At 40.8% G+C, this 24,904-nt stretch carries 22 protein-coding genes and 1 tRNA gene; 14 read left to right on the top strand and 9 right to left on the bottom strand.

From position 1 onward, the window contains the following. The first annotated feature begins 226 nt into the window (after positions 1 to 226). From PSR9079_RS20155 to PSR9079_RS20135, 5 genes are all read left to right on the top strand, one after another. On the top strand, positions 227 to 781 hold the full coding sequence (locus PSR9079_RS20155; protein WP_149983018.1) for an elongation factor P hydroxylase: 555 nt from the start codon (positions 227 to 229) through the stop codon (positions 779 to 781). Beyond that, positions 771 to 1,886 (top strand): ATP-NAD kinase family protein, encoded by a 1,116-nt coding sequence (locus PSR9079_RS20150; RefSeq protein WP_149983017.1) that lies wholly within the window; start codon positions 771 to 773, stop codon positions 1,884 to 1,886. The genes PSR9079_RS20155 and PSR9079_RS20150 overlap by 11 nt, the downstream gene beginning before the upstream one ends. Positions 1,887 to 1,922: 36 nt before the next feature. Then, on the top strand, positions 1,923 to 2,198 hold the full coding sequence (locus PSR9079_RS20145) for a YfcL family protein (protein WP_145240403.1): 276 nt from the start codon (positions 1,923 to 1,925) through the stop codon (positions 2,196 to 2,198). Between the two features lie 162 nt (positions 2,199 to 2,360). Then, positions 2,361 to 3,920: an AbgT family transporter gene (locus PSR9079_RS20140; RefSeq protein WP_149983016.1), complete on the top strand. Its 1,560-nt coding sequence runs from the start codon at positions 2,361 to 2,363 to the stop codon at positions 3,918 to 3,920. A gap of 153 nt (positions 3,921 to 4,073) precedes the next feature. After that, on the top strand, positions 4,074 to 5,387 hold the full coding sequence (locus tag PSR9079_RS20135; protein WP_149983015.1) for an ABC1 kinase family protein: 1,314 nt from the start codon (positions 4,074 to 4,076) through the stop codon (positions 5,385 to 5,387). Between the two features lie 159 nt (positions 5,388 to 5,546). On the opposite strand, the gene PSR9079_RS20130 is transcribed toward PSR9079_RS20135, so the two are convergent. From PSR9079_RS20130 to PSR9079_RS20115, 4 genes are all read right to left on the bottom strand, one after another. Next, a complete protein-coding gene (locus PSR9079_RS20130; RefSeq protein ID WP_145240410.1) occupies positions 5,547 to 7,394 on the bottom strand; it encodes a DEAD/DEAH box helicase in 1,848 nt (615 codons plus the stop codon). Between the two features lie 160 nt (positions 7,395 to 7,554). Then, positions 7,555 to 7,818 (bottom strand): GrxA family glutaredoxin, encoded by a 264-nt coding sequence (locus tag PSR9079_RS20125; protein WP_149983014.1) that lies wholly within the window; start codon positions 7,816 to 7,818, stop codon positions 7,555 to 7,557. Between the two features lie 139 nt (positions 7,819 to 7,957). Further along, the gene (locus PSR9079_RS20120; protein ID WP_149983013.1) at positions 7,958 to 10,036 is read right to left on the bottom strand and encodes a TonB-dependent receptor plug domain-containing protein; all 2,079 of its coding nucleotides are present in this window, start codon (positions 10,034 to 10,036) and stop codon (positions 7,958 to 7,960) included. 123 nt (positions 10,037 to 10,159) lie between these two features. Continuing rightward, complete coding sequence (locus PSR9079_RS20115) at positions 10,160 to 10,657, bottom strand: TlpA family protein disulfide reductase (RefSeq protein WP_145240416.1); 498 nt, start codon at positions 10,655 to 10,657, stop codon at positions 10,160 to 10,162. Between the two features lie 286 nt (positions 10,658 to 10,943). Here PSR9079_RS20115 and PSR9079_RS20110 point away from each other — a divergent pair, with 286 nt between their 5' ends. Continuing rightward, the gene (locus PSR9079_RS20110) at positions 10,944 to 11,390 is read left to right on the top strand and encodes an Hsp20 family protein (RefSeq protein WP_145240418.1); all 447 of its coding nucleotides are present in this window, start codon (positions 10,944 to 10,946) and stop codon (positions 11,388 to 11,390) included. A gap of 140 nt (positions 11,391 to 11,530) precedes the next feature. On the opposite strand, the gene PSR9079_RS20105 is transcribed toward PSR9079_RS20110, so the two are convergent. The 4 genes from PSR9079_RS20105 to PSR9079_RS20090 all read right to left on the bottom strand — a co-directional run bounded on the left by PSR9079_RS20105 (position 11,531) and on the right by PSR9079_RS20090 (position 15,942). Continuing rightward, positions 11,531 to 12,073 (bottom strand): hypothetical protein, encoded by a 543-nt coding sequence (locus PSR9079_RS20105; RefSeq protein ID WP_149983012.1) that lies wholly within the window; start codon positions 12,071 to 12,073, stop codon positions 11,531 to 11,533. Next, positions 12,070 to 13,203 carry a peptidylprolyl isomerase gene (locus PSR9079_RS20100; RefSeq protein ID WP_246175620.1) on the bottom strand — a complete coding sequence of 378 codons (1,134 nt, stop codon included), beginning with the start codon at positions 13,201 to 13,203 and terminating at the stop codon, positions 12,070 to 12,072. Before PSR9079_RS20100 ends, PSR9079_RS20105 begins: the two co-directional genes overlap by 4 nt. A gap of 56 nt (positions 13,204 to 13,259) precedes the next feature. Beyond that, positions 13,260 to 14,273, bottom strand: coding sequence for a phospholipase (locus PSR9079_RS20095; protein WP_149983010.1), 1,014 nt, complete (start codon positions 14,271 to 14,273; stop codon positions 13,260 to 13,262). A 115-nt stretch (positions 14,274 to 14,388) separates the two neighbouring features. Next, positions 14,389 to 15,942, bottom strand: a complete 1,554-nt coding sequence (locus PSR9079_RS20090) for a cryptochrome/photolyase family protein (protein WP_149983009.1) — start codon at positions 15,940 to 15,942, stop codon at positions 14,389 to 14,391. A 111-nt stretch (positions 15,943 to 16,053) separates the two neighbouring features. Here PSR9079_RS20090 and PSR9079_RS20085 point away from each other — a divergent pair, with 111 nt between their 5' ends. Next, positions 16,054 to 16,866 carry a DUF4124 domain-containing protein gene (locus PSR9079_RS20085; RefSeq protein ID WP_149983008.1) on the top strand — a complete coding sequence of 271 codons (813 nt, stop codon included), beginning with the start codon at positions 16,054 to 16,056 and terminating at the stop codon, positions 16,864 to 16,866. A gap of 17 nt (positions 16,867 to 16,883) precedes the next feature. On the opposite strand, the gene PSR9079_RS20080 is transcribed toward PSR9079_RS20085, so the two are convergent. Then, on the bottom strand, positions 16,884 to 17,348 hold the full coding sequence (locus PSR9079_RS20080; RefSeq protein WP_149983007.1) for a globin family protein: 465 nt from the start codon (positions 17,346 to 17,348) through the stop codon (positions 16,884 to 16,886). Between the two features lie 335 nt (positions 17,349 to 17,683). Here PSR9079_RS20080 and PSR9079_RS20075 point away from each other — a divergent pair. The 7 genes from PSR9079_RS20075 (at position 17,684) to rpsO (ending at position 24,639) form a co-directional block, all read left to right on the top strand. After that, positions 17,684 to 17,760, top strand: a tRNA-Met gene (locus tag PSR9079_RS20075). Positions 17,761 to 18,080: 320 nt separating this feature from the next. Beyond that, on the top strand, positions 18,081 to 18,536 hold the full coding sequence (gene rimP, locus PSR9079_RS20070; RefSeq protein WP_145240432.1) for a ribosome maturation factor RimP: 456 nt from the start codon (positions 18,081 to 18,083) through the stop codon (positions 18,534 to 18,536). Positions 18,537 to 18,574: 38 nt separating this feature from the next. Further along, positions 18,575 to 20,074 (top strand): transcription termination factor NusA, encoded by a 1,500-nt coding sequence (gene nusA, locus PSR9079_RS20065; RefSeq protein ID WP_145240434.1) that lies wholly within the window; start codon positions 18,575 to 18,577, stop codon positions 20,072 to 20,074. 25 nt (positions 20,075 to 20,099) lie between these two features. Further along, on the top strand, positions 20,100 to 22,757 hold the full coding sequence (gene infB / locus PSR9079_RS20060; protein ID WP_149983006.1) for a translation initiation factor IF-2: 2,658 nt from the start codon (positions 20,100 to 20,102) through the stop codon (positions 22,755 to 22,757). Positions 22,758 to 22,868: 111 nt separating this feature from the next. Next, positions 22,869 to 23,327 (top strand): 30S ribosome-binding factor RbfA, encoded by a 459-nt coding sequence (gene rbfA, locus PSR9079_RS20055; protein WP_145240438.1) that lies wholly within the window; start codon positions 22,869 to 22,871, stop codon positions 23,325 to 23,327. Further along, a complete protein-coding gene (gene truB, locus PSR9079_RS20050) occupies positions 23,311 to 24,261 on the top strand; it encodes a tRNA pseudouridine(55) synthase TruB (RefSeq protein WP_149983005.1) in 951 nt (316 codons plus the stop codon). The genes rbfA and truB overlap by 17 nt, the downstream gene beginning before the upstream one ends. Before the next feature lie 108 nt (positions 24,262 to 24,369). Next, a complete protein-coding gene (gene rpsO / locus PSR9079_RS20045) occupies positions 24,370 to 24,639 on the top strand; it encodes a 30S ribosomal protein S15 (RefSeq protein WP_016707659.1) in 270 nt (89 codons plus the stop codon). The last annotated feature ends 265 nt before the right edge of the window (positions 24,640 to 24,904 follow it).

Below are 24,904 nucleotides of genomic sequence, written 5' to 3'. Positions count from 1 at the left end.
AGTGTAAAGAGGATAAGGGTTATTACTTGAACAGTAAATAAAAGGAGCTAGATTGCAGCGAATACATAATTTTGGCTTAGCTAAATTTGCAAAGTAAAGGCAAGACAATAACGCATGGCTGCTTAGTCGTTATCAACTTTTACATTCTTGCTAAAAGCCCGTACAATTCGCCTCGATTTTAATGTGCATTTGTTGCATTTTACCGAGGCGAATTAATCAGACTTTTATGCATCAAATAGCCGATTTAACATCTATTTTTGAACGCACTTTTTACCACAGCCATAATACACGCTTGGTCAAAGGTGAGCATGAGCCTATTTATATTCCCGCTGATGTTAAAACGCCGTATCATCAAATTGTGTTTGCCCATGGTTTTTATGCCAGTGCACTGCACGAAATAGCTCATTGGCTAGTGGCGGGTGATAAACGTCGTTTACTCGAAGATTACGGTTATTGGTATTGCCCAGATGGCCGTGATAAAGCTCAGCAAGCAGAATTTGAAGCCGTTGAAGTAAAACCGCAAGCAATCGAGTGGGCGTTGAGTGTTGCTACAGGTTTTGAGTTTAATGTTTCGGTTGATAATTTAAATGGTGAGCAAACCTGTCGTTTTGATTTTCAGGCGCGAGTACACAAGCAACTTTTACAGTTACTAAAAATAGGCTTTAATCCTCGTACTACTGCACTTTTAAAAGCATTAAGCGAATTTTACAATACGCCATGGCCATTGAATGCTGGGCAGTTTGTATGGCAACATCCTCAGGAGTTAAGTAATGCAGTTTAAGTTAGGACTAATTGTAAACCCAGTTGCTGGTTTAGGTGGCAGTGTGGCGCTCAAAGGTAGTGATGGTGTTGCGGCTAAAGCTCTGGCCCTTGGCGCTGAGCCAAAAGCTAATTTACGCACTAAAGCAGCGCTTGAGGTGTTATTGCCTTATCAAGATAAAATAACAATTTATACTGTTAATCACTCAATGGGTGAAAGCACCGCGACAGATCTTGGTTTTAATACCGAAGTTGTGTATCAAAGCGAGCACCCCAGTAGTGCAGATGATACTGAGCGTGCAGCCAAGGTATTGCAACAGCTAGGTGTTGATTTAATTTTATTTGCTGGTGGCGATGGCACTGCGCGCAATATTTGTCATGCGGTTGAAGATAGCGTACCGGCACTTGGCATTCCTGCTGGCTGTAAAATTCATTCAGGGGTTTATGCAATCACGCCAAAGGCCGCAGGGCGGGTAGTCGAAATGCTGGTCAAAGGTGAACTAGTTACCTTAGGCGATGCCGATGTGATGGATATTGACGAAGATGCGTTTCGTCAAGGCACAGTTAAAGCAAAACGTTATGGTGAAATGCAAGTACCCAGTGAAGTACGTTATGTACAAGCGGTAAAAAATGGCGGTAAAGAAACCGACGAGCTGGTACTTGCTGATATTGCCGCCTATGTCGTCAGTGAAATGGATGAAGATACGTTATATGTAATGGGCAGTGGCTCAACAGTTGCAGCTATTATGCAAGAAATGGGACTTGAAAATACCTTATTAGGTGTTGATTTAGTTGCAGATCAAAGCTTAATTGCGCAAGATCTTACAGCTGAACAATTATTAGCGATGACCCATCAGCGCGACACTAAATTAGTGATCACGCTAATTGGTGGCCAAGGCCATATTTTTGGCCGTGGCAATCAACAGTTAAGCCCAGCACTTATTCGCGCGATAGGGCTGGATAATATTATTGTGGTGGCTACCAAAACTAAATTACAGGCTTTAAACGGCCGCCCGCTCATTTGCGATACAGGCGATAGTGAGCTGGATGATGAATTAAGCGGTTATATTCGTGTAACCTGCGGATTTAACGACCATATTATGTATGCAGTAGGCCATCAAGATTGATTGGTAGAAGACCCTGCAAAATCAGGAGAAGTAGAAGTGAGTTTAGTAAATTATATTGACGCAGCCCAACAGTATTTTGATGACTTAGTGATCAAAGCCACTGATGATGAGTTATTTGCCGGTGGTTATTTACGAGGCCATTTTGATTTAGCAGTAGGCTATGCGCAAGTTGAAGAGCTTAATCTTGAAATAGATGAGCTCAATGAAACCGTTGAAAAAAGTTTAGTGAAAGCGTATCGCAATGGTGAGCTTAACGAAGAAGATAAAGCCCTAGTAGTAAGATTATGGGAAGAAGTAAAAGCACTCGCTTAAAAGACTAAATAAAAAGTTATTTAAAAAAACGGCAATAGTGCCGTTTTTTTGTGCATTGAGCCTATTTAGTTCCTATAAAATGTATTTTCTGTTCACTTAAAATTTACCTCATTCCCTAGATACGCTAAAGTACCACTGACTAAACTCTAGGGAACAAGTGAAATGAATAATAATAAAGATGCGGCAATGCCCTCGGGCATAGTTGCGCGATTTTTAAATTTTGTTGAGCGGGTAGGAAATAAACTGCCTGATCCGGCAATCATCTTTTTGTTTGCCATGTTACTAATTTGGCTACTGTCGTGGTGGTTCTCAGGTGTTACTTTTGACGCTATCGACCCTCGTACCGGTGAAGCCATTATTATTAATAATATGTTGGCGAGTGATTCGTTAGCGACCTTTTTATCATCAATGGTAAAAACTTTTACCGGTTTTGCACCGTTAGGTGTGGTGTTAGTGGCCATGCTGGGTGTAGGGGTTGCTGAACATTCTGGCTTTATTAATACTGGCCTTAAGTTAATGTTAAAGGTGACACCTAAAAAACTTTTAACGCCGTCAATTATTTTAGTCGCCATCGTCAGCCATACAGCAACCGATGCAGGTTATGTGTTAGTCATTCCGTTAGCTGGTGTTATATTTTATGCCGCAGGGCGCCATCCACTAGCTGGTATTGCGGCGGCATTTGCGGGAGTCAGTGGTGGCTTTGGTGCAAACTTTATTCCGTCGGGGATTGATCCACTACTGCAAAGCTTTACCCAAAGTGCGGCGCAAATTATTAACCCCGCGATGTCGATTAACCCATTAAATAACTGGGCGTTTACCTCGGCTTCAAGTTTATTCATTATTTTATTAGGCTGGTACATCACCGATAAAATTATTGAACCACGGTTAAAAAATACCGAATTAGATGGTAATAAAGAAGACTTACCAGCATTTGAAGATGCTCGTAGCGACGAAAAACGCGCGTTTTTTATTGCAAGTACAGTGATGATTGCAGGTCTTGCGTTATTAGCCTATGTGTCAGCCCCTGCGGATTCTGCAATGCGAAGCGAAGATGGCTCTTTAACTAATTTTCGCTCGCCTTTAATGCAATCTATCGTACCGCTAATTTTCTTACTGTTTTGGATACCTGGTGCAGTGTATGGTTTTACCGTTGGCACCTTTAAAAGCTCTAAAGATATGATAGATGCCATGAGTAAAGCAATGGGCGGCATGGCGTATTATATTGTAATGGCGTTCTTTTGTGCCTTGTTTATTGCTGCATTTAGTAAATCAAACTTGGGAGCTCTGCTGGCAATTGAAGGCGCACAGCTGTTAAAAGCCATGGAGTTACCAAGTGCGGTGACTGTTGTCGGTATCATCTTTTTAACTGGTTTTGTAAACTTGTTTGTTGGCTCAAGTTCAGCAAAGTGGGCGCTACTGGGCCCGGTGTTTGTGCCTATGTTAATGCAGTTAGGTATCTCGCCAGATTTAACTCAAGCGGCTTATCGCGTGGGCGATTCTAGTTCAAACATCATCACTCCTTTAATGCCGTATTTCCCATTAGTTGTGGTGTACTGCCAAAAATACGTCAAAGGCACGGGCATTGGCACGCTTATCGCGATGATGCTGCCATATTCAATCGCTTTTATGATTGGCTGGAGCTTATTTTTACTCGGTTACTGGGCACTGGGTATCCCGCTTGGATTAGACGCAAGTTACGTGTACCCAGCAGTCGCGCCTTAATAAATCACGGCTAAATATTTATGTGTAAAAACCTCGTCATTATAATGGCGAGGTTTTTTTGTGGTTAGTTTTATCCAGCCAGTTGTCAATTCGATCGTATACCCAGCTTGATACGTATAAACTGGTAAATATATTCGTTAACTAGGTTTTAGTATGGCCAATGAACGCGCTGTTCCTACATCTCGATTTTCACGCTTTGCAAAGTTAGGCTCATTAGCAACCAGTGTCGCGAGTAATATGTTATTTGAGGGAGCCAAAAGTACTCTTTCAGGAAAGGGTTGGGATAATAAGAGCTTATTACTGCAGCCTAAAAACATAAAAAACCTAGCGACAGAACTATCACACTTACGCGGTGCGGCAATGAAATTAGGGCAGCTACTGTCAATGGATGCTGGGGATCTACTCAGTCCAGAGCTTGCTCAATTACTTGCATTACTTCGATCAGACGCTAACCCCATGCCACACAAACAACTCATTACTGTATTAAAAGAGCAGTGGGGAGATGACTGGTTATCGCGTTTTTCACATATTGAGCTTAGGCCATTTGCTGCCGCTTCTATTGGTCAAGTGCATTTGGCCTACCATGAAAACGGCGAGCAATTAGCTGTAAAAATTCAATACCCGGGGATCGCAAAAAGTGTGGTCAGTGATGTTGATAATGTTATATCGCTGCTTACACTGTCTCGTTTATTACCTAAAGATCTTGATATCAAGCCACTCGTCGCAGAGGCTAAAATACAATTATTAGCGGAAGCTGATTATCATCGTGAAGCGCAGTATTTATTACGTTATAAAAATGCATTGGCAAATAACCGACACTTTATTGTTCCTAACGTCTATAAAGAGCACAGTACTAAACAAATATTAACGATGCAGTATATTGAGGCTCAGCCTATAGAGGGAATTACCGATCTACCCAAAGCAGAGCAAAGCTTTGTGGCACAGCAACTTATTGCGTTATTTTTTAAAGAAATGTTTGAATTTAGACTGATACAAACAGATCCAAACTTTGCTAATTTTCATTATCAACCAGCCACACAAAAAATCGTTTTATTTGATTTTGGGGCAACCCGTGAGATTTCGCCTCAGTTGAGCCAAGCTTATCTAGCTTTATTTAAAGCAGGCAGTGAGAATAATCGTGATGGGGTATTAAATGCGGCCACTCAGATTGGTTATTTTAAAGATACATTGCGTGACAGTTATAAAGATAATGTCATAGAGCTATTTTTAATGGCGTGTGAGCCACTGCGTCACGATGGTGATTTTGATTTTAAAAATAGCCAACTGGCAGCAAATATTAAAGATGCTGGGTTGCAACTTAGTGCACAAGCACAGCAATGGCATACACCACCAGTGGATGCATTATTTATTCACCGTAAACTTGCTGGTTTATATTTGATTGCGGCTCGCTTAGAAGCAAAAATAGATGTTAGAGCGTTATTTATGCCAATTTTATTAAAAACATGATTATTTTAGCGAATTCAAATACTCATTCATTCAATGCAATTGCTATCAACGACTATTGTGACTTCACAAAATCTTCCCCTCACGAATATTTACTTTATTCCAAACACAAAAAAACCTTGTCACTTTCGTGGCAAGGTTTTTTTATTAAAGAGTCGTTGCTTATTTAGCTGTGAAGCTTACTGGGCGACGTTCTTTACGAGGACCGCTACGCTTATCACCGCGTGCACTGTCATCTTTGTTAAAGCTGCGTTTTTTGTCACCTGATGGACGCTCAGAGCGTTCAGCACGTGGTTCAGCAGGACCTTGATCTTGTGTTAATGTTAAGCCCATTGGACGTTTACAAATAAACACTTTTTGGAAATGATCAAGTACATCTTTAGGCATGTTTTGCGGTAATTGAACCGTACTGTGATTGTCGTGTAAACGAATATCACCAATAAACTTGCTTGAGATGTCAGCTTCGTTAGCGATAGCGCCAACAATGTTCTTAACTTGAACACCATGTTCACGACCTACTTCGATACGGTAAGTATCCATAGGGCCTGCATCACGGCTATTACGTTCACGTGGTTTAGCATCACGGTCACGTGCAGGGCGTTCGCTGCGTTCATTACGACGACCACGGTCACCACGATCATTACGCTCACGTGGGTTACGGTCATTACGTTCGCTACGCTCACGTTGTTGGATCTTAACTTCTTCAACCTTAATTGGTGATTGTTGCTGTGCTAAACACAGTAACGCACCTGCTAGGTCTTCAGGAGCAAGTTCAAGCTTTTGCGCCATATTAGCTGCTACTTCATTAAAGAAAGTAATATCTTTATTTTCAAGCGCAATAGCTAATTTAGCTTGTAACGCTTCGATACGTTTTTCTTCAACAACTTTTGCAGTTGGTAGTTCAACTTGTACAATATCTGAATTCGTATGACGAATGATATTTTTAAGTAAATAACGTTCGTTATGTTTTACGAAAAGAATCGCTTTACCGGTACGACCAGCACGACCTGTACGGCCAATACGGTGAACATAAGCTTCAGAATCTTGTGGGATATCGTAGTTGATAACAAGGCTTAAACGGTCAACATCTAGACCACGTGCTGCAACGTCTGTTGCGATAACAACGTTTAGCATGCCACTTTTTAAGCGTTCTACTGTGCGTTCACGTGCTTGCTGGTTCATGTCACCGTTAAGTGGAGCTGCAGAGAAACCTTCGCGCTCTAATAACTCAGCAAGTTGTACTGTATCGTTACGTGTACGTACGAAAACAATCGCGCCTTCATATTGTTCAGCTTCTAAAAAGCGAACAATCGCTTTATTCTTGTGTACGCTGGCATTCCAAAACACTTGCTCAACAGATGATACCGTTGAGTTACGCGCAGATATATGAACCTGTTCAGGGTTATTCATATATTTGCTGCTGATGTTTTGAATTTGCTTAGGCATGGTCGCAGAGAAAAGACATGTTTGCTTTTCGCGCGGCGTTTTTTCCATGATGTTTTCAACATCATCGATAAAGCCCATACGTAACATTTCATCGGCTTCATCAAGTACAAGAGCTTGTAAGCTGTCAAACTTGATAGTGCCACGGTTAATATGATCGATTAAGCGACCTGGAGTAGCGACAATAACTTGCGCGCCACGACGAAGTGCACTTAATTGGATACTGTAGCTCTGGCCACCATAAAGTGCCAATACTTCAATACCACGAACATGTTTAGCATATTGTTCGAATGCCTCAGCTACTTGGATCGCAAGCTCACGGGTTGGTGTGAGTACAAGGATCTGCGGCTGCTTCACAGACGGGTCAATATTATTAAGTAATGGCAGTGCAAATGCTGCGGTTTTACCTGTACCCGTTTGAGCTAGTCCCAGTACGTCCTTTCTTTCTAGCAATAACGGTATACATTGAGCTTGGATTTCAGATGGTGTCTTGTAACCCAACTCTTCAACTGCCTTCAAAATTGCAGGAGAAAGATTTAGAGATTCAAACGTGACTGGTTCTGACATTAATACGCCTCAACGAATTTAAAGAGGCGCGCATTGTATAGGATTTACGAGGCAAATGCTTGTATAAATTGAAACTAATTTGTATGTAGTTGATGTTGGTCATAATTTAATCAATTTGATTATGGGTAAATCAAATTGATTAACAAATTTTATACAGAACTTATTGATAAAGTCCAAGATTCTCTTTAGCGTAAGCTTCAAACTCAGTGAAACCACCGATGTGTGCTTGGTCAATAAAGATTTGTGGCACGGTTGGGCAAGGCTTACCTGCTGATTGTTCTAAATCGGCTTTACTAACGCCTTCTTTAATAATATCAACATAACGGTATTTAAAATCATCACGTTCATTTGCTAGTTTTTCAGCAACATCTTTAGCACGTACACAATAAGGGCAGCCTTCACGGCCAAAAATTACAGTTAACATATCGCTCTCCTCGATTTTATTTACATTCATCTTAACTAATTGAGAAAAAATAAACAGCGTAAAAAAACGATTGATGAATTCTATTTTAATGATTGCATACACCTTTAATCAGTATTAAAGGTGTATGTGGGGTGGCTAATTAAAACTTAACACTAAAGCCAATTGAAGGGCGCATTTCAAAATCATCCTCGTTTTCTTTGATAATTAAATCATTAGTCGAGGTTACTTTCTGATAATCTAAATCAATGCTACTGGTGTTTGCTTGGCCGTAGGCGTTCATTAATTCTAAAATTAACACACCGTCTAAGCCCCAAAAGTCGGTTTGACGTTCAAAACGAAGATCAAGCCGATGATAAACATCGAAACGCTCAGAAAATGGATCACCATATTGTGGTAAAAAACGTCCTTCGAATTCGGAATTTTCTGTGACGCCAACAATCGGGGTGTAAGCTTGACCGCTGCGGGCAGTAAAGTTAAAGCCCCCTTGCCATTTTTCACTGATTTGGTAATTAAACACCATGTTGACAACTAAAGGGGTATCAGCGTAATAATCCCGAGTGATATTTTGGCGTTGGTCAGTACGTTCACTTTTGGCATAACTAACTGCAAGCCAGCCATACCATTTATCAGTTTTATTTTTGTTTATTAATAGATCAACACCGTAAGCTCGCCCAGTTACATCATTACTGTAACGAATTGCTGCATCGGAATAATTGTTTAATGCCAACGGTAAATCGTCCATGGTTTTGTAATACCCTTCAATAGACCATGTCCATTCATCGGCAAGTTCTTGTGCAAAACCCAAACTGCTGTGTTTTGAGGTTTGCGAACGTAAATTCGGGTTGCCGTGTTCAGGCAATAGAGTGTCAATATCTTGCATGCGATTATAATGCCCGTATTTAGCATTGATGCTATTGTGATTATTAATAAAGTAGCTAAGCGCAAGGCGCGGCATCACAAAATCTTCATCAGTGTAATCATTGCTTTGATATTGCACGCCGACTTCGCTTTGCCATTGTTCGTTAATAACCCAAACATGGCTAACACCAACAAAGTACTTATCAAGGGCTAGCTTGTCTTTGCCAGTTATTCGCTCACCTTTGTTTAGATCGCAATCAGGATCGAGCTCGGTACAAAGATATTGAAAACTATCGTAACTGTAAGTACTGTCGTTATCAAAATAGGCGGCATCAAAAACCAGTTGCTGGGCTTTAGTAACACGCCAATTTAATCGTCCTTTATAAGTGATTTGCTTTTGTTGTTCTTCATCAAAATAGCCATCACTTAGCGTGGCACGTTTAGCGTATTCCAATCGGCCAGAATGTTCGAGCGAACCAACGCCTAAGCGTAAATGAAAGTCTTTATTAAAGTGATCCCATAAAATACTTTGGCTGGTAAATTCACGAATAAAATCAGCATCGCCTTGATACTCAGGATTTTTTAGTGAAAGTTCAGCGCGTTGATTAAAGCCTGCTGCAACCGAGTCTTTTGCGCCTGTAAATGACACTGTTAGGGCGTTTTGATTGTTTATATCCCAGATCCATTTGCCTTGGTAATCATGATCATCTGGGGGATCATTGATGGTGATACCACTGAGTTCACCATCGTCGTTTTCAAGCTCTTCATCTTTAGAGAAGAACAGTGGTAATGTACTTTTACGTGCTGATAAATAAAACGCGGTGTTCTGCGTGAGTTGCCCTTCAACAAAGACACCGGCATTAAACATTGTAAGATCAAGCGTGGTAGTAATCGGTTGATATTTAGGGTTACGCAGTGTTACGTCAAATACAGCACCGGTGGCGTTGCTGTAACTGGTGCCATAGCCTGCTGAGTAAAGTTGAAAATCTTGAATAATGTACTTGTTGAAAATAGAACTGCCGAAATCATGAAAAATATAGCCTGCAGGCATAAAATCCACTTCAAACAAATTATCATCGGGCGATGAGCCACGTACCGCCGGTTCACTCATTGAGCCGCCAGCGGCGACAACGCCTGGTAATGCAAATACTGCCCGCAGTGGATCGCCCATAGCACCGGGCATAGTGATCAGTTTTTCAGTATTTTCGGTTATTTCACTGGTAATGCTACTGCGTTTATAAACGGTTTCAAGACGCTCTATTATTTCTTCATTAGCATCAACGTTGGCGTGCGTTAAAAATGGCAAACACAACGCCAGTGGCGTTAAACGGTAAAGTGATGGCAAGCAGGTGGCTAACATGATTCTTCCATGGTTATGAGTAAGTGTGACTGCGACCTATAGTAATGAGAAAATATATAAAAATACGTAGTAAACTGTACGAAAATGTAGGCAAATGTAGGGAGGTGTTACAAGCTGTTACATTTAGTTTTGAGCTCTGATAGTAATACCTAATTGGCTTGAATAGCCCATTGAGCGTGCGGTTATTCGCAGTTGTTGATCAATTACATAGTAAGTAGGAAAGGCGCTGATTTTATAATTACTCTGGGTATTTTTATCGCCTAGTAAAATGGGCATTGTGAGTTTAAGTTCACTAACAAACTGCGCAACTGCTTGTTCATTTTTATAATCAAGTGCAATGCCAATGGCGTTGATATTAGAATCAACCAATGCCGCTTCTAGGTTTGGCATACTGTAACGACAGATTGTGCACCATGGCGCAAAAAAATAAACCACGGTGGTGTTACCTTTGAGCATCGCAATATCAATACGTTGTTCGCTGTCATTGAGCACAGGTAAATTAAAATATGGAGCAGGGCTGCTATCTGAGCTGAGTAAATTGCGTTGCTGATATGTAGTCACTACAAAAAACACCACAACTAACATAATTATATTGAGCAGCAAACTCGTTACTTTTTTCATATCGACCTCTAAAGCTAATTCCCCTTATTACTATTTAAAGACTTGAAAAGCAAACTTTGAGTCCTCACTTTATTGAGTAGGCAAAAAGAGATTTTGAAAAAAATAAAACTTTTTTCAAAAATAATCTTGAAAACAATTTTGCCGTCCATATATAGTTTAGTGAGGACGCCTGATGGGTCCCAACTAAACAGAAGTAATTGAAATTTATATTATTAATTAAACTTTGCTTGCGCTTGTTCAACCGAAAAGCACATGCAAAATATCGCTTAAATATGAGGATATTATTATGCGTACAGTAGATTTATCACCACTTTATCGTTCATTCATTGGCTTCGATCATTTAGCATCTTTAATGGATGCGGCCGCTCGCACTGACAAGCAGCCAAGTTTTCCTCCGTATAACATCGAAGCACTCGATAAAGACAAATATCGCATTACTATGGCTGTTGCCGGTTTTAGTGATAATGAGCTGACGATAGAGTCAGAAAATAACACCTTAAAAGTTGCTGGCATTAAAGCCAATAAAGATGACAGCGCAGAGCGCAAATTTATTCATCAAGGCATTGCTGAGCGCAACTTTGAACGCAAATTCCAGCTAGGTGACCACGTTAAAGTACTCGGCGCTGATTTAGCCAATGGGCTACTTAGTATCGACTTGCAACGCGAGATCCCTGAAGCACTTAAACCACGTAAAATTGAAATTGGCAGTGGTAACTTGCTAGAAGGTAAATAACCATCCCTTTGACAGTGTTTTTCCCCTAATTTACTTGTTACTTTTAGTAGCCGCCTCAGTTGAGGCGGCTTTTTTAGCTTTGCTTAAACATCGGATCCGCTTAGCGCACCATTAATCGCAGATGATTAATGATGCTGTGTTCAGTTTGTATCTTTACTTTTTAATTTGGCTTGCATGTCTTTTAAGGCGGCAATTTTATCAATAGCAACTTGCAGCTGCCGTTGAGGGAGGCCTTTTTGACGGCCTTTTTCGAGCAAGCTTTCAAGGTTAGTTATTTTTTGTTGAGCAGCTATTACAAAGCGTTGCTCGAGCTGAGTTTGCTGCTGTTTATGAAAATCGAGGTAAGCTTGATGATCGGTTAAGTCGCCTTGAAACTGACTCGCACTGATTGGATTTTTTGCGATGACAGGCAAGTAACTCGGTGTAGTAATGGGCGGCAGTTGTTGACTGGCATTAGTATTTTTTAATGAGGTGTGACTATCAATCGCCGCTTCAGCAGTCATATCTGGATTAATAGCTGTCGGTGCCAACGCATTATTTATTTGTGGTGCGGGCGTTACTGGCGTTAAATCATCAGCAGCGCGGATGGGAGCTATTTCACGTTTTCGCTCTGTTGTTAAATTTATTACTAAAAAACCTAAACAAGCGACGCCTGTAATTATGTAGATAGCTTTTTTATTCATAGTTTTACTGCATTTTGTTGTTGCCAAGCCAGCCAATTTTGCTGATAGCGTTGCTGCGCTTTTTGTATTGCGATGGCTTTTTTAGCTTGATAGCGAACCGTTTCGTCAGTAGCGCTAAAGTAGTTATACTGATGGTTATTACTAATGATGACGACCCATAGACCTTCAGGTGAGCGCATCACCGCAGATAATTCTTCTGCTTTTAGCGTATAAGCCAGTTGCACAGCCCAATTACTTTTATTTTTGCGAGTTAGTTTATTGTGATACTTAGCATAAATGTCGGTTTGCTGTGATATATATAATGCATCTGTAAAAGAGCTTGCTTGTACTGTATTTCTAAAGCGAACCGCTTGCTCTCGCTCAGTAAACGCAGCGCCGTAAGCTGTCACTTCACTAAGGTATTTAAAGCGCGCTTTATTTGCCTGATAATAATTTTTTATTTCTTTATCGGATATTTGTTGTTCAAGACTGTCGAGTATTGGGCTTTGAACGTGCATCATGTCTTTAATACCTAGCCAACTTTGAATCGAAGGCCTTAAAATATCGCCTTTTGCTAGTTCTTCTAGGTGCGCGATACTGACCCCTTGCTTTAAAAGTAATGGCGTTGCTTTTAAAAGCAACGCCTCAAATTGTTGCTTTTTTATTACTTCAGTTTTGAATAAGTCACTTTCACCTTGGTGCAGTCGAAAGCGTACTTGCATAGATAAAGGGGCTATAAACTCATAAAGATTGACGGCGGTTGTAAAGAGCCCTCTGAGCTCGGTGCGCTGCATTTTATTGATTTGTTCAGCGTTGTATTGGCCATCAGCAGGGTAGCTAGGCAATACTTTGAGCAGCCACTGGGCATTATATTGTGTGAGATTACCTCCTTTAACATAGGATGTTGATAAACTTAGTTGCGTGTCAAATATGTTCATCAAATAACGCTCAACATGGTACTGCGTGCTAAAGCCTACCGCAGATTGACGTTCAAGCAGCTCAGGCATATGTTGTTCTGCTTGATATAATAAAAATTGATTTTCAAACATATGTTTACGAACGTCTTTGCGACTAATGTTGGCATTGTGTTGTTGATAAACTTGCTGCATTAAACGCACTTCAGCATCGTTATATTGGTTAAATGATGCCATTGTTAGGCTGCTATAAAGCAGTCCTAATAATAACAAAATACAACTGCTCAGCGCTTTCATTGGCGCACGACCATGGCATGATTAAGTAGGTGCACAACCATGGCAATCGCATGTGGGATCACTTGTTTTGCCGTATTTAAGCGGTCGTAATGGTCTTGTGAATTAAGCACAATACCGCCTTGAGCATAAGAAAAAGCGCCACCTTGTGTCAGTAAAGGGCGTACGTCTTGACTGTTTATATCCAGTGCTGAAAATGTTTGCATGGCTTGTGTAATAAGGGCAGAGTCATTGAGTTGTTCCTGATCATAGTAGTCTTTTACCCAGCTTTCCCAGCTTGAATGATTGAGATCAGATGTGGTCCAAGTATGGTGTGGTTGTAGTAAGTCAGTGGTATGGAAAACAAAACCTAACACTTGTGGGTTGCCACTTTGCAAATAGCTTTGATACCAGTATTGACCTAAATTATCAATTGGCTGAAAAGGCATTTCTTCAAAGTCATCGTACATGTTGTAATTTGATTGGCTGTCAATTCGGTAATTAGCTTCAGTAATACCATAGCAGTTGTACTTTGATGAATCGGCATTAAACCAGCCTGTTTCACCGCCTTGACCGTCATCAAGGTAGTCACCTTTTAACCAGCTTGAAGCCAAGTTATCAACGGTGCCCCATACCGTGAGTTTTTGGTAATTGTAGCCACCAAAGTCGTTACCGTGTTGATCAGCCCCTTGGGTATGGTTTTGGAAATGCCAATAGCTGGTATATTTAACAATACTCTCTGCTGCTCCCCATATTGGTGCTTGAACACATGACCCCGTTACAGCACCACAAAAGAAGGTGTCTTCAAAGTCATCCACATCATAGGCTGCTTGGCCTAGTACTTCGGCTAACTGGGTTACCGTCATATTATTTTGTTGAGCGTATTTGCTTAATGCCGAAAACTGTGTGCTGCTTGGGTGCTGCTGCATATAGTTCACTGCATCGATGACGATACGTTTATGTGTTTCTTGGCTAAATGCCTGTGCTTGGCTTGTACTGATCAGTAATAATGCCGTTAAAAACTGTTTTTTCATCGTGTTCTCATAGTGTTGTGGAGTAATTTCTAATATTAGAAAGTAGGGTGATTACACTATAATTACAAATTAATTAAACATTTAATTAACAACATTACCTGATATGATACTTTTGTTAGAGTTTTTCTATATTATTTAGGCACCATTGCGCTCGCTCTAAAATAGCGTGCTGTTGTGATGTATCTTGTTTTTGCCAATTTTTATAGACCATGCCAATACGTGGGTTACGAGCTAAGCGGGCTTCATGGGTGTGCATAAATTGCCAATATAAACTATTAAAAGGGCAAGCCGTGTCGTCACTTTTTTGTTTTACGTTATAGTGGCAGCTGGTGCAGTAATCACTCATTTTGTTTATGTAGTTACCGCTTGCGGCATACGGTTTTGTGGCGATTAGGCCGCCATCTGCAAATTGACTCATACCACGGGTGTTAGGCATTTCTACCCATTCAATGGCATCGATGTAAATGCCCAAATACCAGCTATCAACTTCATTTGGATCAATACCGGTTAATAAGCAAAAGTTTCCGGTGATCATTAAGCGTTGAATATGATGCGCGTAGGCGGTCTCTAAGCTCTGCGTGACTGCCTGTTTCATACAGTTCATTTTTGTTTTGCCACTCCAAAAATAATCTGGTAACAGACGAGCAGCCTCAAGTTCATTTTTACTCGCGTAATCAGGCATATTTTGCCAATAAATACCTCTTACATATTCTCGCCAACCTAAAATTTGCCTAATAAACCCCTCAATTTGGGCAAGCGTGATCTGTTCTTGGCGTGCCGCAAACTCAGCCAGTACTTGCTTAATAACTTGCATTGGGTGCAGCATTTTTGTGTTAAGTGCAAACGCGATACGACTATGATACAAGCTCCATTTGTATGAGCTCTGACAGGTCATCGCGTCTTGAAATTTTCCGAAACATGGGAGTAGATGAGTGCAAAAGTAATCGAGTAATTGTTTTGCTTGAGCACGACTGGTTGGCCATAATAAAGTTGCTGAACAATGGCCAAGGGTATTTACCTGGTGTTTTTTTATGCGCTGTAAAATAGCTTCAATATTATTGGTAAATATTTTTGGTTCAGGGATAGCAGCTAAATCAGTTTTTTTTAATTTGTTACGATTGTCTTGGTCAAAGTTCCATTGCCCGCCTAGTGGAGCATTATCTTGCATCAATATGTTAAAGCGCTTGCGCATCATGCGATAAAAAAATTCCATTTTCACATGCTTATCTTTTTTAAAATGGTCGCTGATATCAGCAAAAGGTAATAAAAAATGTTCGCTGTCTGTGGCACTAACATTAAAGTCACTGCTGTTTGCAAACTCTTGCAGTTGAGTTTTTAATCTATACTCATCAGGATACTGATATTGGATTTGTTGACACTGATATTGCTTCGCCAAGCGTGTTAGCAATGAGGTAATGCATGCGTCATCGTGGGTATCATCGAGTGTTAAATGAAGCACATTTAATTGTGCTTGTTTGAGCGCAGTCGCAAAGTTCTCCATTGCCGCAAAAAACGCCGCTACCTTTTGTATATGGTGTTTTACATAATCTGTTTCTTGTTTTAATTCAGCAATGACATAAAGGTATTGTGTTTGATCCTCTTCTTTATACCAACTGTGATTGGCATTAAGTTGGTCGCCAAAAATAAATCTCAGAGTTTTATAGATCATTAATTTTGCTCAAAATTGTTTTATACGAATTAAATTGTCGATTAGATCGCATTTATTAATACTGATAGTCGTGGTATAGGTATTAATACGTAAACAAAGGAGTGTCGCCTTATGAATCAATATCAGTATGCTATTTGCAAATTTAAAATTGTTTTACCTTGTCTCATTGCACTTTGCCATGTTAGTTCTTTGCATGCCACAGTCTATCAGTGTGAAAAAAAAGGCGTCGTGGAATTTAGTCAATTTCCATGTGGTGATGATGCGAAACTAATCTCTGTAAAAGAGCAAAACCCAAGCTTATCTAGTCAGATTGTTGCTAATGAAAATATTGATACCTCGGGCGTTGATAGTTATATTCGGACTCGGCAAATTGATGCTGATATTCAACAGCATCAAGATAAAATTGATAGCTTAAGCGAGAAAATGAATCAGCAAATTGCCGCCTTAGGTGAGCAATCAGATGCGCAGTTAAATAATTTATCTGGTGCAAAAAAAGAAACTGCAATAGCTAATCAAATGACCAGTATTTCAGAGCGCTATAACGTTTTAATTGCACGTGAACAGCGGGATATTGATCGACTCTTAAAAGAAAAACACGCTTTGCCTGCGTCGAAAAACACGTCTGAAATTGACCAACAATCAACCCAGAGCAAAGGTATTGATTCGTTCATTCGGGCACAAGAAATCAAACGAGATGTTGAACAGCGACAATCAAAAATAGATACTTACCAAGCTCAAATGGATCGCCAAATAGCAGCCCTCGAAGCTCAGGCTAAAGAGCAACCGAATAACTTAACTGATGCGACTTTTGATAACTCCTTATCTAGAAAAATGAGTGCGTTAACATCAAAATATGCAACTTTAATCGATGTTGAACAGCACCAAATAGATCGTCTTCTACAAGAGTTAGCCAGTATAGAATAATGCATATAGGTTATTTGTTATGAATTCACTTGCTGCTGCACGGACTTGTTAATTGCAACAATATTACTGGTATTAAATAAATAGCTTTTCACTATGCTGTTAAACATCCTGAGTGCATAACGCCACGCTTGTTCTAGGTTTAGCGTAAATTCTCGGCCCAAATGAATTTTTAGCGCAGCTATAAAAGCATCACATAATAAATCAACATCCTGACAAGTGAGGCCAGATTTACTTAGGTTGTTGGCATGATAATGAATAAAAGGTAATACAGACAATAAGCGATCTAAGTGGGTAATAGTGCGTTCCAATGAGCAATACAACAAATAACTTTTTTCACTTATTTCATCACTGCTAGGCCATTGCATTGTCAATGCATGACGTTTTAATTGCACATGAAAGGTAACAGTAAAACAGTGAAAGTTGGGTTTTATTATTGCGATACTTCGTAATAACATTTTTTGATGATGAGCAGAAATACTCATAATAAGCCCTCTCTAAATAGCCTTAAATATGCAGATTGCCATTAAAAACTTAGTATAGACGCTGTGTAGGAAAGAGTGAGTAAATCGATGGAAATTGCGCGATAGCGTGCTTTATTAATGCCAATAAGGCTAGGGCCTTTATGTTGGTTTTTAAAAATCGCACTTGGTGTTCAGTTATAGCGAATTGTTCTGACCTATAATTTTGTACTTTATAATCTAGTCATTCTTTACCAGTTTTTGGTTGCTAATTCCGCCAAGCCTCTTTATAATAGCCGCCATTGTCTAGCTCACTTAATTAGCTGCTAGGCAAGTATCAGATATTTGATACCAGTTGGCGCGGGATGGAGCAGCCTGGTAGCTCGTCGGGCTCATAACCCGAAGGTCGTCGGTTCAAATCCGGCTCCCGCAACCAAGCTTTTGAGATAAGTCATTAATTTTATTGGTGTTTCTCAATTCTTGAAGCCATGCTTTTGAGTAGCGATTTTAGTTACTGATTTGAAGTCGCGCATTCTATGTAATGCGCGTTTTGCGTTTAAGCCTTTGGGTTTAATTTAGATGGTGTTAGCTATCCGCAACCAAGCTTGGCCCATGGCCACACAGTTTTATGCTTTAGGTGTGACGCCCCGCTTGGTTCGGGGCGTTGTTGTATCTGCACCTCTTGATTTTAAATCAAGGTAAAAGCTAAGTATTTTAGGGCTATAAGCCCTTTTTTTGTTTGTATGGAGAATTTTCGTGACAAAACTTGAGCAAGATTTATTAACCATGCTTTCACCGTCAGTTGAAATGTTAGGCTTTGAATTACATGGTCTAGAGTTTGTGCAAGCGGGTCGCCATTCTACGCTTAGGGTCTATATCGATCACGAAGCGGGGATCTCGGTTGATAATTGTGCTGATGCAAGTCGTCAAATAAGCGCAATTTTAGATGTCGAAGACCCGATTACAAATGAATATGATTTGGAAGTATCGTCTCCTGGTGTTGATCGTCTATTATTCAAACAAGATCACTACGAGAAGGCACAAGGAGAGGAAGTACGTGTGCGTACTAAGCTTCCACAAGATGGTCGTCGTAATTTTAAAGGCGATCTAATAGCAGTTAGCAGTGATATGATCACACTTTCATATGACGGTACTGAGCAGTTAATTATGCTCAGCAACATTGAACGTGCGAACATCATCGCAAAGTTTTAATCCGAGTGCGAAGGAATAGGGCAAGCGAGGCATAACCCATGGCAAAAGAGATATTATTGGTTGCTGAAGCCGTTTCCAATGAGAAAGCGGTTCCAAAAGAAAAGATTTTCGAAGCGTTAGAGTTCGCATTAGCGACTGCGACTAAGAAAAAACACACTGGTGAAATTGAAGTACGCGTTGCAATTGACCGTAAAACAGGTGACTACGACACTTACCGTCGTTGGCAGATTGCTGCAGTACTTGAAGATGGCTCACTGGAAAACCCTTACAGCGAAATCACGTTAGAAGCGGCTCAGGTTGATGACCCAGATCTTAAGATTGGTGATTTCATCGAAGAGCAAATCGAGTCAATTAAATTTGACCGTATTACTACACAAATGGCGAAACAAGTAATCGTACAAAAAGTACGTGAAGCTGAGCGCGCACTTGTTGTAGAAGCTTATAAAGATCAACAAGGCGAGTTAGTAACAGGTGTTGTGAAAAAAGCAACGCGTGACGCAATCGTATTAGATTTAGGTAACAATGCTGAAGCGGTTATTTACCGTGATGACATGTTACCACGTGAAAATTTCCGTCCTGGCGATCGCATCCGTGGTTTACTTTATGAAGTAAAACCTGATGCGCGTGGTGCACAGTTATTTGTAACACGCTCTAAGCCAGAAATGCTGATGGAATTATTCCGCATTGAGGTGCCAGAAATTGGCGAAGAGATGATTGAACTACGTGCAGCGGCACGTGATCCAGGTTCACGTGCTAAAATCGCCGTGAAATCTAACGACAAACGTATCGACCCAATTGGTGCGTGTGTTGGTATGCGTGGTGCACGTGTACAAGCTGTTTCTACCGAATTAGGTGGTGAACGTGTTGATATCGTACTTTACGATGACAACCCAGCCCAGTTCGTTATTAATGCAATGTCACCTGCTGAAGTTGCTTCAATTGTAATGGATGAAGACACCCATTCAATGGATATCGCTGTTGAAGCTGATAACCTAGCACAAGCAATTGGTCGTAACGGTCAAAACGTACGTCTTGCTAGCCAGTTAACTGGTTGGGAACTAAACGTAATGACAGTTGAAGAGATGCGCGCTAAGAACGAAGCTGAATCTGATAAGTTAATTAACTTATTCACTGAAAACTTAGACATCGATGAAGACTTTGCAACATTACTTATCAACGAAGGTTTCTCAACCCTTGAAGAAGTTGCCTATGTGCCTGCGTCTGAGTTTTTAGAAATTGATGGCTTAGATGAAGATACTGTTGATTTGTTACGCTCACGTGCAAAAGATGCATTAACGACTAAAGCACTTAAAACAGAAGAAAGCCTTGATGGTGCAGAGCCTGCTGAAGACTTATTAGCACTTGAAGGGTTAGAGCGTCACCTTGCGTTTGTTATGGCAAGCAAAGGGGTTGTTACGCTAGAAGATTTAGCAGAGCAAGGTATTGATGAATTAGTCGATATCACAGAGCTTTCTCCAGAGAAAGCGGGTGAGCTAATTATGGCTGCGCGCAACATTTGTTGGTTCGCAGACGAGTAATTTATTAACGGAGGTATTAGAGACTATGGCAGAAGTAAATGTTGAAAAACTAGCCGGGGATATTGGTACAACTGTTGATAAATTGCTTCAACAATTATCGCAAGCCGGTATCACTAAGCAAGCGGGTGATAATGTAACTGAAGCAGAAAAAGCAACGTTACTTGATCACTTAAGCAAGCAACACGGCGGCACAGGCTCAGATGGCCCAGCGCGTATGACATTGCAACGTAAGAGCAAAAGCACATTAAGTGTTACGGGTTCTACAGGTCAAGCAAAGTCAGTACAAGTTGAAGTACGTAAAACACGTACTTACGTGAAGAAAAGCGCGGTTGAGCAAGAGCAAGAGCAAGCACGTATAGCAGCAGAAGAAGCCGCTCGTCGTGAACTTGAGCAACAAGCTGCAAAAGAAGCAGCTGAGCTTAAAGCAAAACAAGACGCAGAGCGTAAAGCCAAAGAAGAGGCTGACCGTAAAGTGAAAGAAGAAGCTAAGCGTAAAGCAGATGCTGAACGTGTAGCAAAACAGAAGCAGATGACCCCAGAACAAACCGCGAAGTCTGAAAAAGATCGCGTTGAAGCTGAGCGTCTGCAAAAAGAAGCAGAAGAGGCCGCATTGAAGAAAGCTGAAGAAGAAGCGAAACGTCAAGCAGAAGAGGCAAGAAAGCTAGCAGAAGAAAATTCAGCTCGCTGGAAGAAAGAAGAAGAAGAACGTAAGAAGCGCGAAGAAACCGCTGATCACCACCTTACGACTTCTACTTACGCACGTGAAGCAGAAGATGTTGCTGATGCGCGTGATGAGCAAGGCACACGCCGTGCGAAGAAAAAGAAAAAAGCCCCAGCGAAGGAGAAATTTGTTCCTTCGAGAGGCAAGAAAAGCAAGCTAAAAGCACCAGCTTCATTACAACATGGCTTCCAAAAGCCAACGGTTGACGTGAAAAACGAAGTGCGTATTAGCGAAACAATTACAGTTGCTGAGCTTGCATCACGCATGGCCGTTAAGGGCGCTGAAGTTGTAAAAACAATGATGAAAATGGGTGACATGGTTACCATTAACCAAGTGATCGACCAAGAAGCTGCACAGTTAGTTGCAGAAGAAATGGGCCACAAAGTTATCATTGTTAAAGAAAACGAATTAGAGCAAACAGTACTAAATGACCGTCATGAAGATGGTAAATCTGAGCCACGTGCACCAGTAGTAACTGTAATGGGTCACGTTGACCATGGTAAAACGTCAACGCTTGATTATATTCGTTCAGCAAAAGTGGCCTCTGGCGAAGCCGGTGGTATCACACAGCATATCGGTGCTTATCATGTTGACGTAAATGGTAACATGATCACTTTCTTGGATACTCCAGGTCACGCGGCGTTTACGTCAATGCGTGCTCGTGGTGCTAAAGCGACAGATATCGTAATCTTAGTGGTTGCAGCAGATGATGGTGTAATGCCACAAACTAAAGAAGCGGTTCAGCATGCGCGTGCAGCTGGCGTTCCTTTGATTATCGCTGTTAACAAAATGGATAAAGAAGGCGTAGACCCAGATCGCGTTAAGAATGAGCTTGCTCAACTAGACGTTATTCCTGAAGAGTGGGGCGGTGATACACAGTATGTGCATATTTCTGCTAAAACTGGTTTAGGTATTGATGACCTTCTTGAAGCGGTATTAAACCAATCTGAGTTGTTAGAACTTACTGCTCCAACTGTGGGTATGGCTGCTGGTGTTGTTATTGAATCTCGTCTTGATAAAGGCCGTGGTCCAGTTGCTTCTATCCTTGTACAATCTGGTACGCTTAACCAAGGTGACATTGTATTATGTGGTCTTGAGTATGGTCGTGTTCGTGCAATGCGCGATGAAAACGGTAAAGACATCAAGTCTGCAGGTCCTTCAATCCCAGTTGAGATTTTAGGTCTATCTGGTATTCCAGCAGCGGGCGACGAAGCAACAGTAGTTAAAGACGAGCGTAAAGCCCGTGAAGTTGCACTTTACCGTCAAGGTAAATTCCGTGATGTTAAACTAGCACGTCAGCAAAAAGCGAAGCTTGAAAACATGTTTACTAACATGACTGAAGGCAATGTATCTGAAGTTAATGTGGTACTTAAAGCAGACGTTCAAGGTTCAATCGAAGCAATCTCTGATTCATTGACTAAACTGTCAACAGATGAAGTTAAAGTGAAGATTGTAGGCTCAGGCGTAGGTGGTATCACTGAAACTGACGCAACCCTTGCTGCAGCATCTAATGCAATCGTGGTTGGCTTTAACGTTCGTGCTGATGCATCGGCACGTAAAGTAATTGAGTCTGAGAACTTAGACTTACGTTACTACAGCGTTATCTATAGCTTGATTGACGAAGTGAAGCAAGCTATGTCTGGTATGTTAGCACCAGAGTTCAAGCAAGAGATCATTGGTCTAGCTGAAGTTCGTGACGTGTTCAAGTCACCTAAAATTGGCGCTATCGCTGGTTGTATGGTTACTGAAGGTGTTATTAAACGTAGCGCACCAATTCGTGTACTTCGTGATAATGTGGTTATCTACGAGGGTGAGCTTGAGTCACTTCGTCGCTTTAAAGACGACGTTGCTGATGTTCGTAACGGCATGGAATGTGGTATCGGCGTTAAGAACTATAACGACGTTCGCGTTGGTGACCAAATCGAAGTATTCGAAACAGTTGAAGTACAACGTACACTTTAATTGTTCGTAAGCTAAGATAATAAATGGGGGCTCAGCCCCCATTTGTGTATCCATTATTTAAATAACTTATTTATATTTCTCAATGAGTTATAATTTTTAGAGTAGAGTCTAATGAGAGAGTTTTCTCGTACTGATCGTGTTGCTCAGCAAATTCAAAAAGAAATTGCTGTTATTTTGCAACGTGAAATTAAAGATCCACGTTTAGGTATGGTTACAGTATCTGCTGTAGAAGTATCACGTGATTTATCTTATGCAAAAATCTTTATTACTGTGTTTAACACCCAAGATGAAGATGCTGCAAAGCAAAGTGCTAAAGTATTAAATGAAGCGACCGGTTATATTCGCTCACTACTTGGCAAACGCATTCGTGCCCGTATTATGCCAGAGCTTAAGTTTGTGGTTGATAATTCACTGATGGAAGGCATGCGTATTTCAAACCTTGTTGATTCTATTATTCGTGAAGATAAAGCAAAGCATGTAGATGACGAAGTTGATAGCGTAGATGATGCAGAGCATATCGACGAAACAGACAGCGAAGAAGGCACTAATACAGATGGCAAAGCGCAGTAAAGGCCGTCCAGTTGACGGTATTTTGTTGTTAAACAAACCAATAGGCATTTCATCAAATAAAGCGCTACAGCAAGCTAAAAGTGTGTATTTTGCACAAAAAGCGGGGCACACCGGTGCCCTTGATCCTCTTGCAACGGGTATGCTGCCTATCTGTTTTGGTGAAGCGACTAAATTTACTCAGTTTTTACTCGATACTGACAAAACCTATGTAGTTCGCGCTAAATTAGGTGAACGTACGACAACATCAGATTCTGATGGTGAAATTGTCAGTACTAAAGATGTCAATGTGACGGCTGAGCAACTTAGCGAAGAAATTGCTAAGTTTTTAGGTGAATCAGATCAATACCCGTCAATGTATTCAGCGTTAAAATATGAAGGCCGACCTTTATATAAATATGCGCGTGAAGGCATTGAAGTACCTCGCAAGTGCAGAAAAATCAACGTATTTAGTTTAACACTAGATGAGTTCGATGAAGCTAGTAACGAAGTGCAAATGACCGCCCACGTTTCAAAAGGTACTTATATTCGTACTATCGTCGATGACTTAGGCGAAAATCTGGGTTGTGGCGCGCATGTGATCATGTTGCATCGCAGTGCGGTAGGGCATTACCCTGCTGACAAAATGGTGTCACTTGAGCAGTTAGAAGCGTTATTGGTAAAAGCGAAACAAGAAGAGCTTACGCCTTCTACTTATCTTGATGAACTATTACTGCCAATGGACACCGCATTAGTTGGTCTACCTGTGGTTAAGCTCAGTAAAGAGCAAGGTAGTTCTTTTAGCCATGGTCAGGCGGTTGTACTTGATATTGAACTGCCAGAAGGGGCAATTAAAGTGCTCGCTGATGGTGTGTTTATTGGCACTGGTGAACGTAATCCTGATGGCCATTTAAAGTCAAAACGTGGCTTATCAAATCAGCAAGAAACAACAGCGTAAAGTTTAGCTTGTAGTTATTGCCGTAGCTGGTAGAATACGCCCGCTAATCGTTTTGGCTGAATTAGTGATCGGCTAAGACACCTTTTAAATTTTATTTTTGGAGTTACTATGTCACTAAGCAATCAAGAAAAGATCGATATCATCGCAAAATTCGCACGTGCAGAAGGCGACACTGGTTCACCTGAAGTACAAGTTGCACTTCTTACTTTTGATATCAACAAGCTTCAAGGTCACTTTGCTGATCACAAGCATGACTTCCACTCACGTCGTGGTCTGCTTCGTAAAGTAAGCACTCGCCGTAAACTGCTTGATTACCTTAAAGGTAAAGACATTGCACGTTATACTGCGTTAATCCAAGAACTTGGCCTACGTCGCTAAGAACTAGATTACATAGAAAGGAGCTTTATAGCTCCTTTTTTTGTGCCTGAAATTTCTCACTCTCTCTGTCCACAACAATTAATTCTCTTGAAATATCAAATAAAAGCCACATAGTTAGTGACAGCAAAGCACACTTTTTAGCGCGCCTATTATCACCACTTTTATCTAGGGACTAAGCTCGCAATTTTGCATTACTTTGTTATATACTATGCGCGTGGATAAAAAGGTTTATCTACGCTTATTCACATCATTGCCAATTGTAGTA

The sequence above is a fragment of the Pseudoalteromonas rhizosphaerae genome (assembly GCF_902498845.1).
GTDB lineage: Bacteria > Pseudomonadota > Gammaproteobacteria > Enterobacterales > Alteromonadaceae > Pseudoalteromonas > Pseudoalteromonas rhizosphaerae.
Note: the sequence above shows the minus strand (reverse complement) of the source record. Positions and strands in the feature narration are given on the sequence as shown.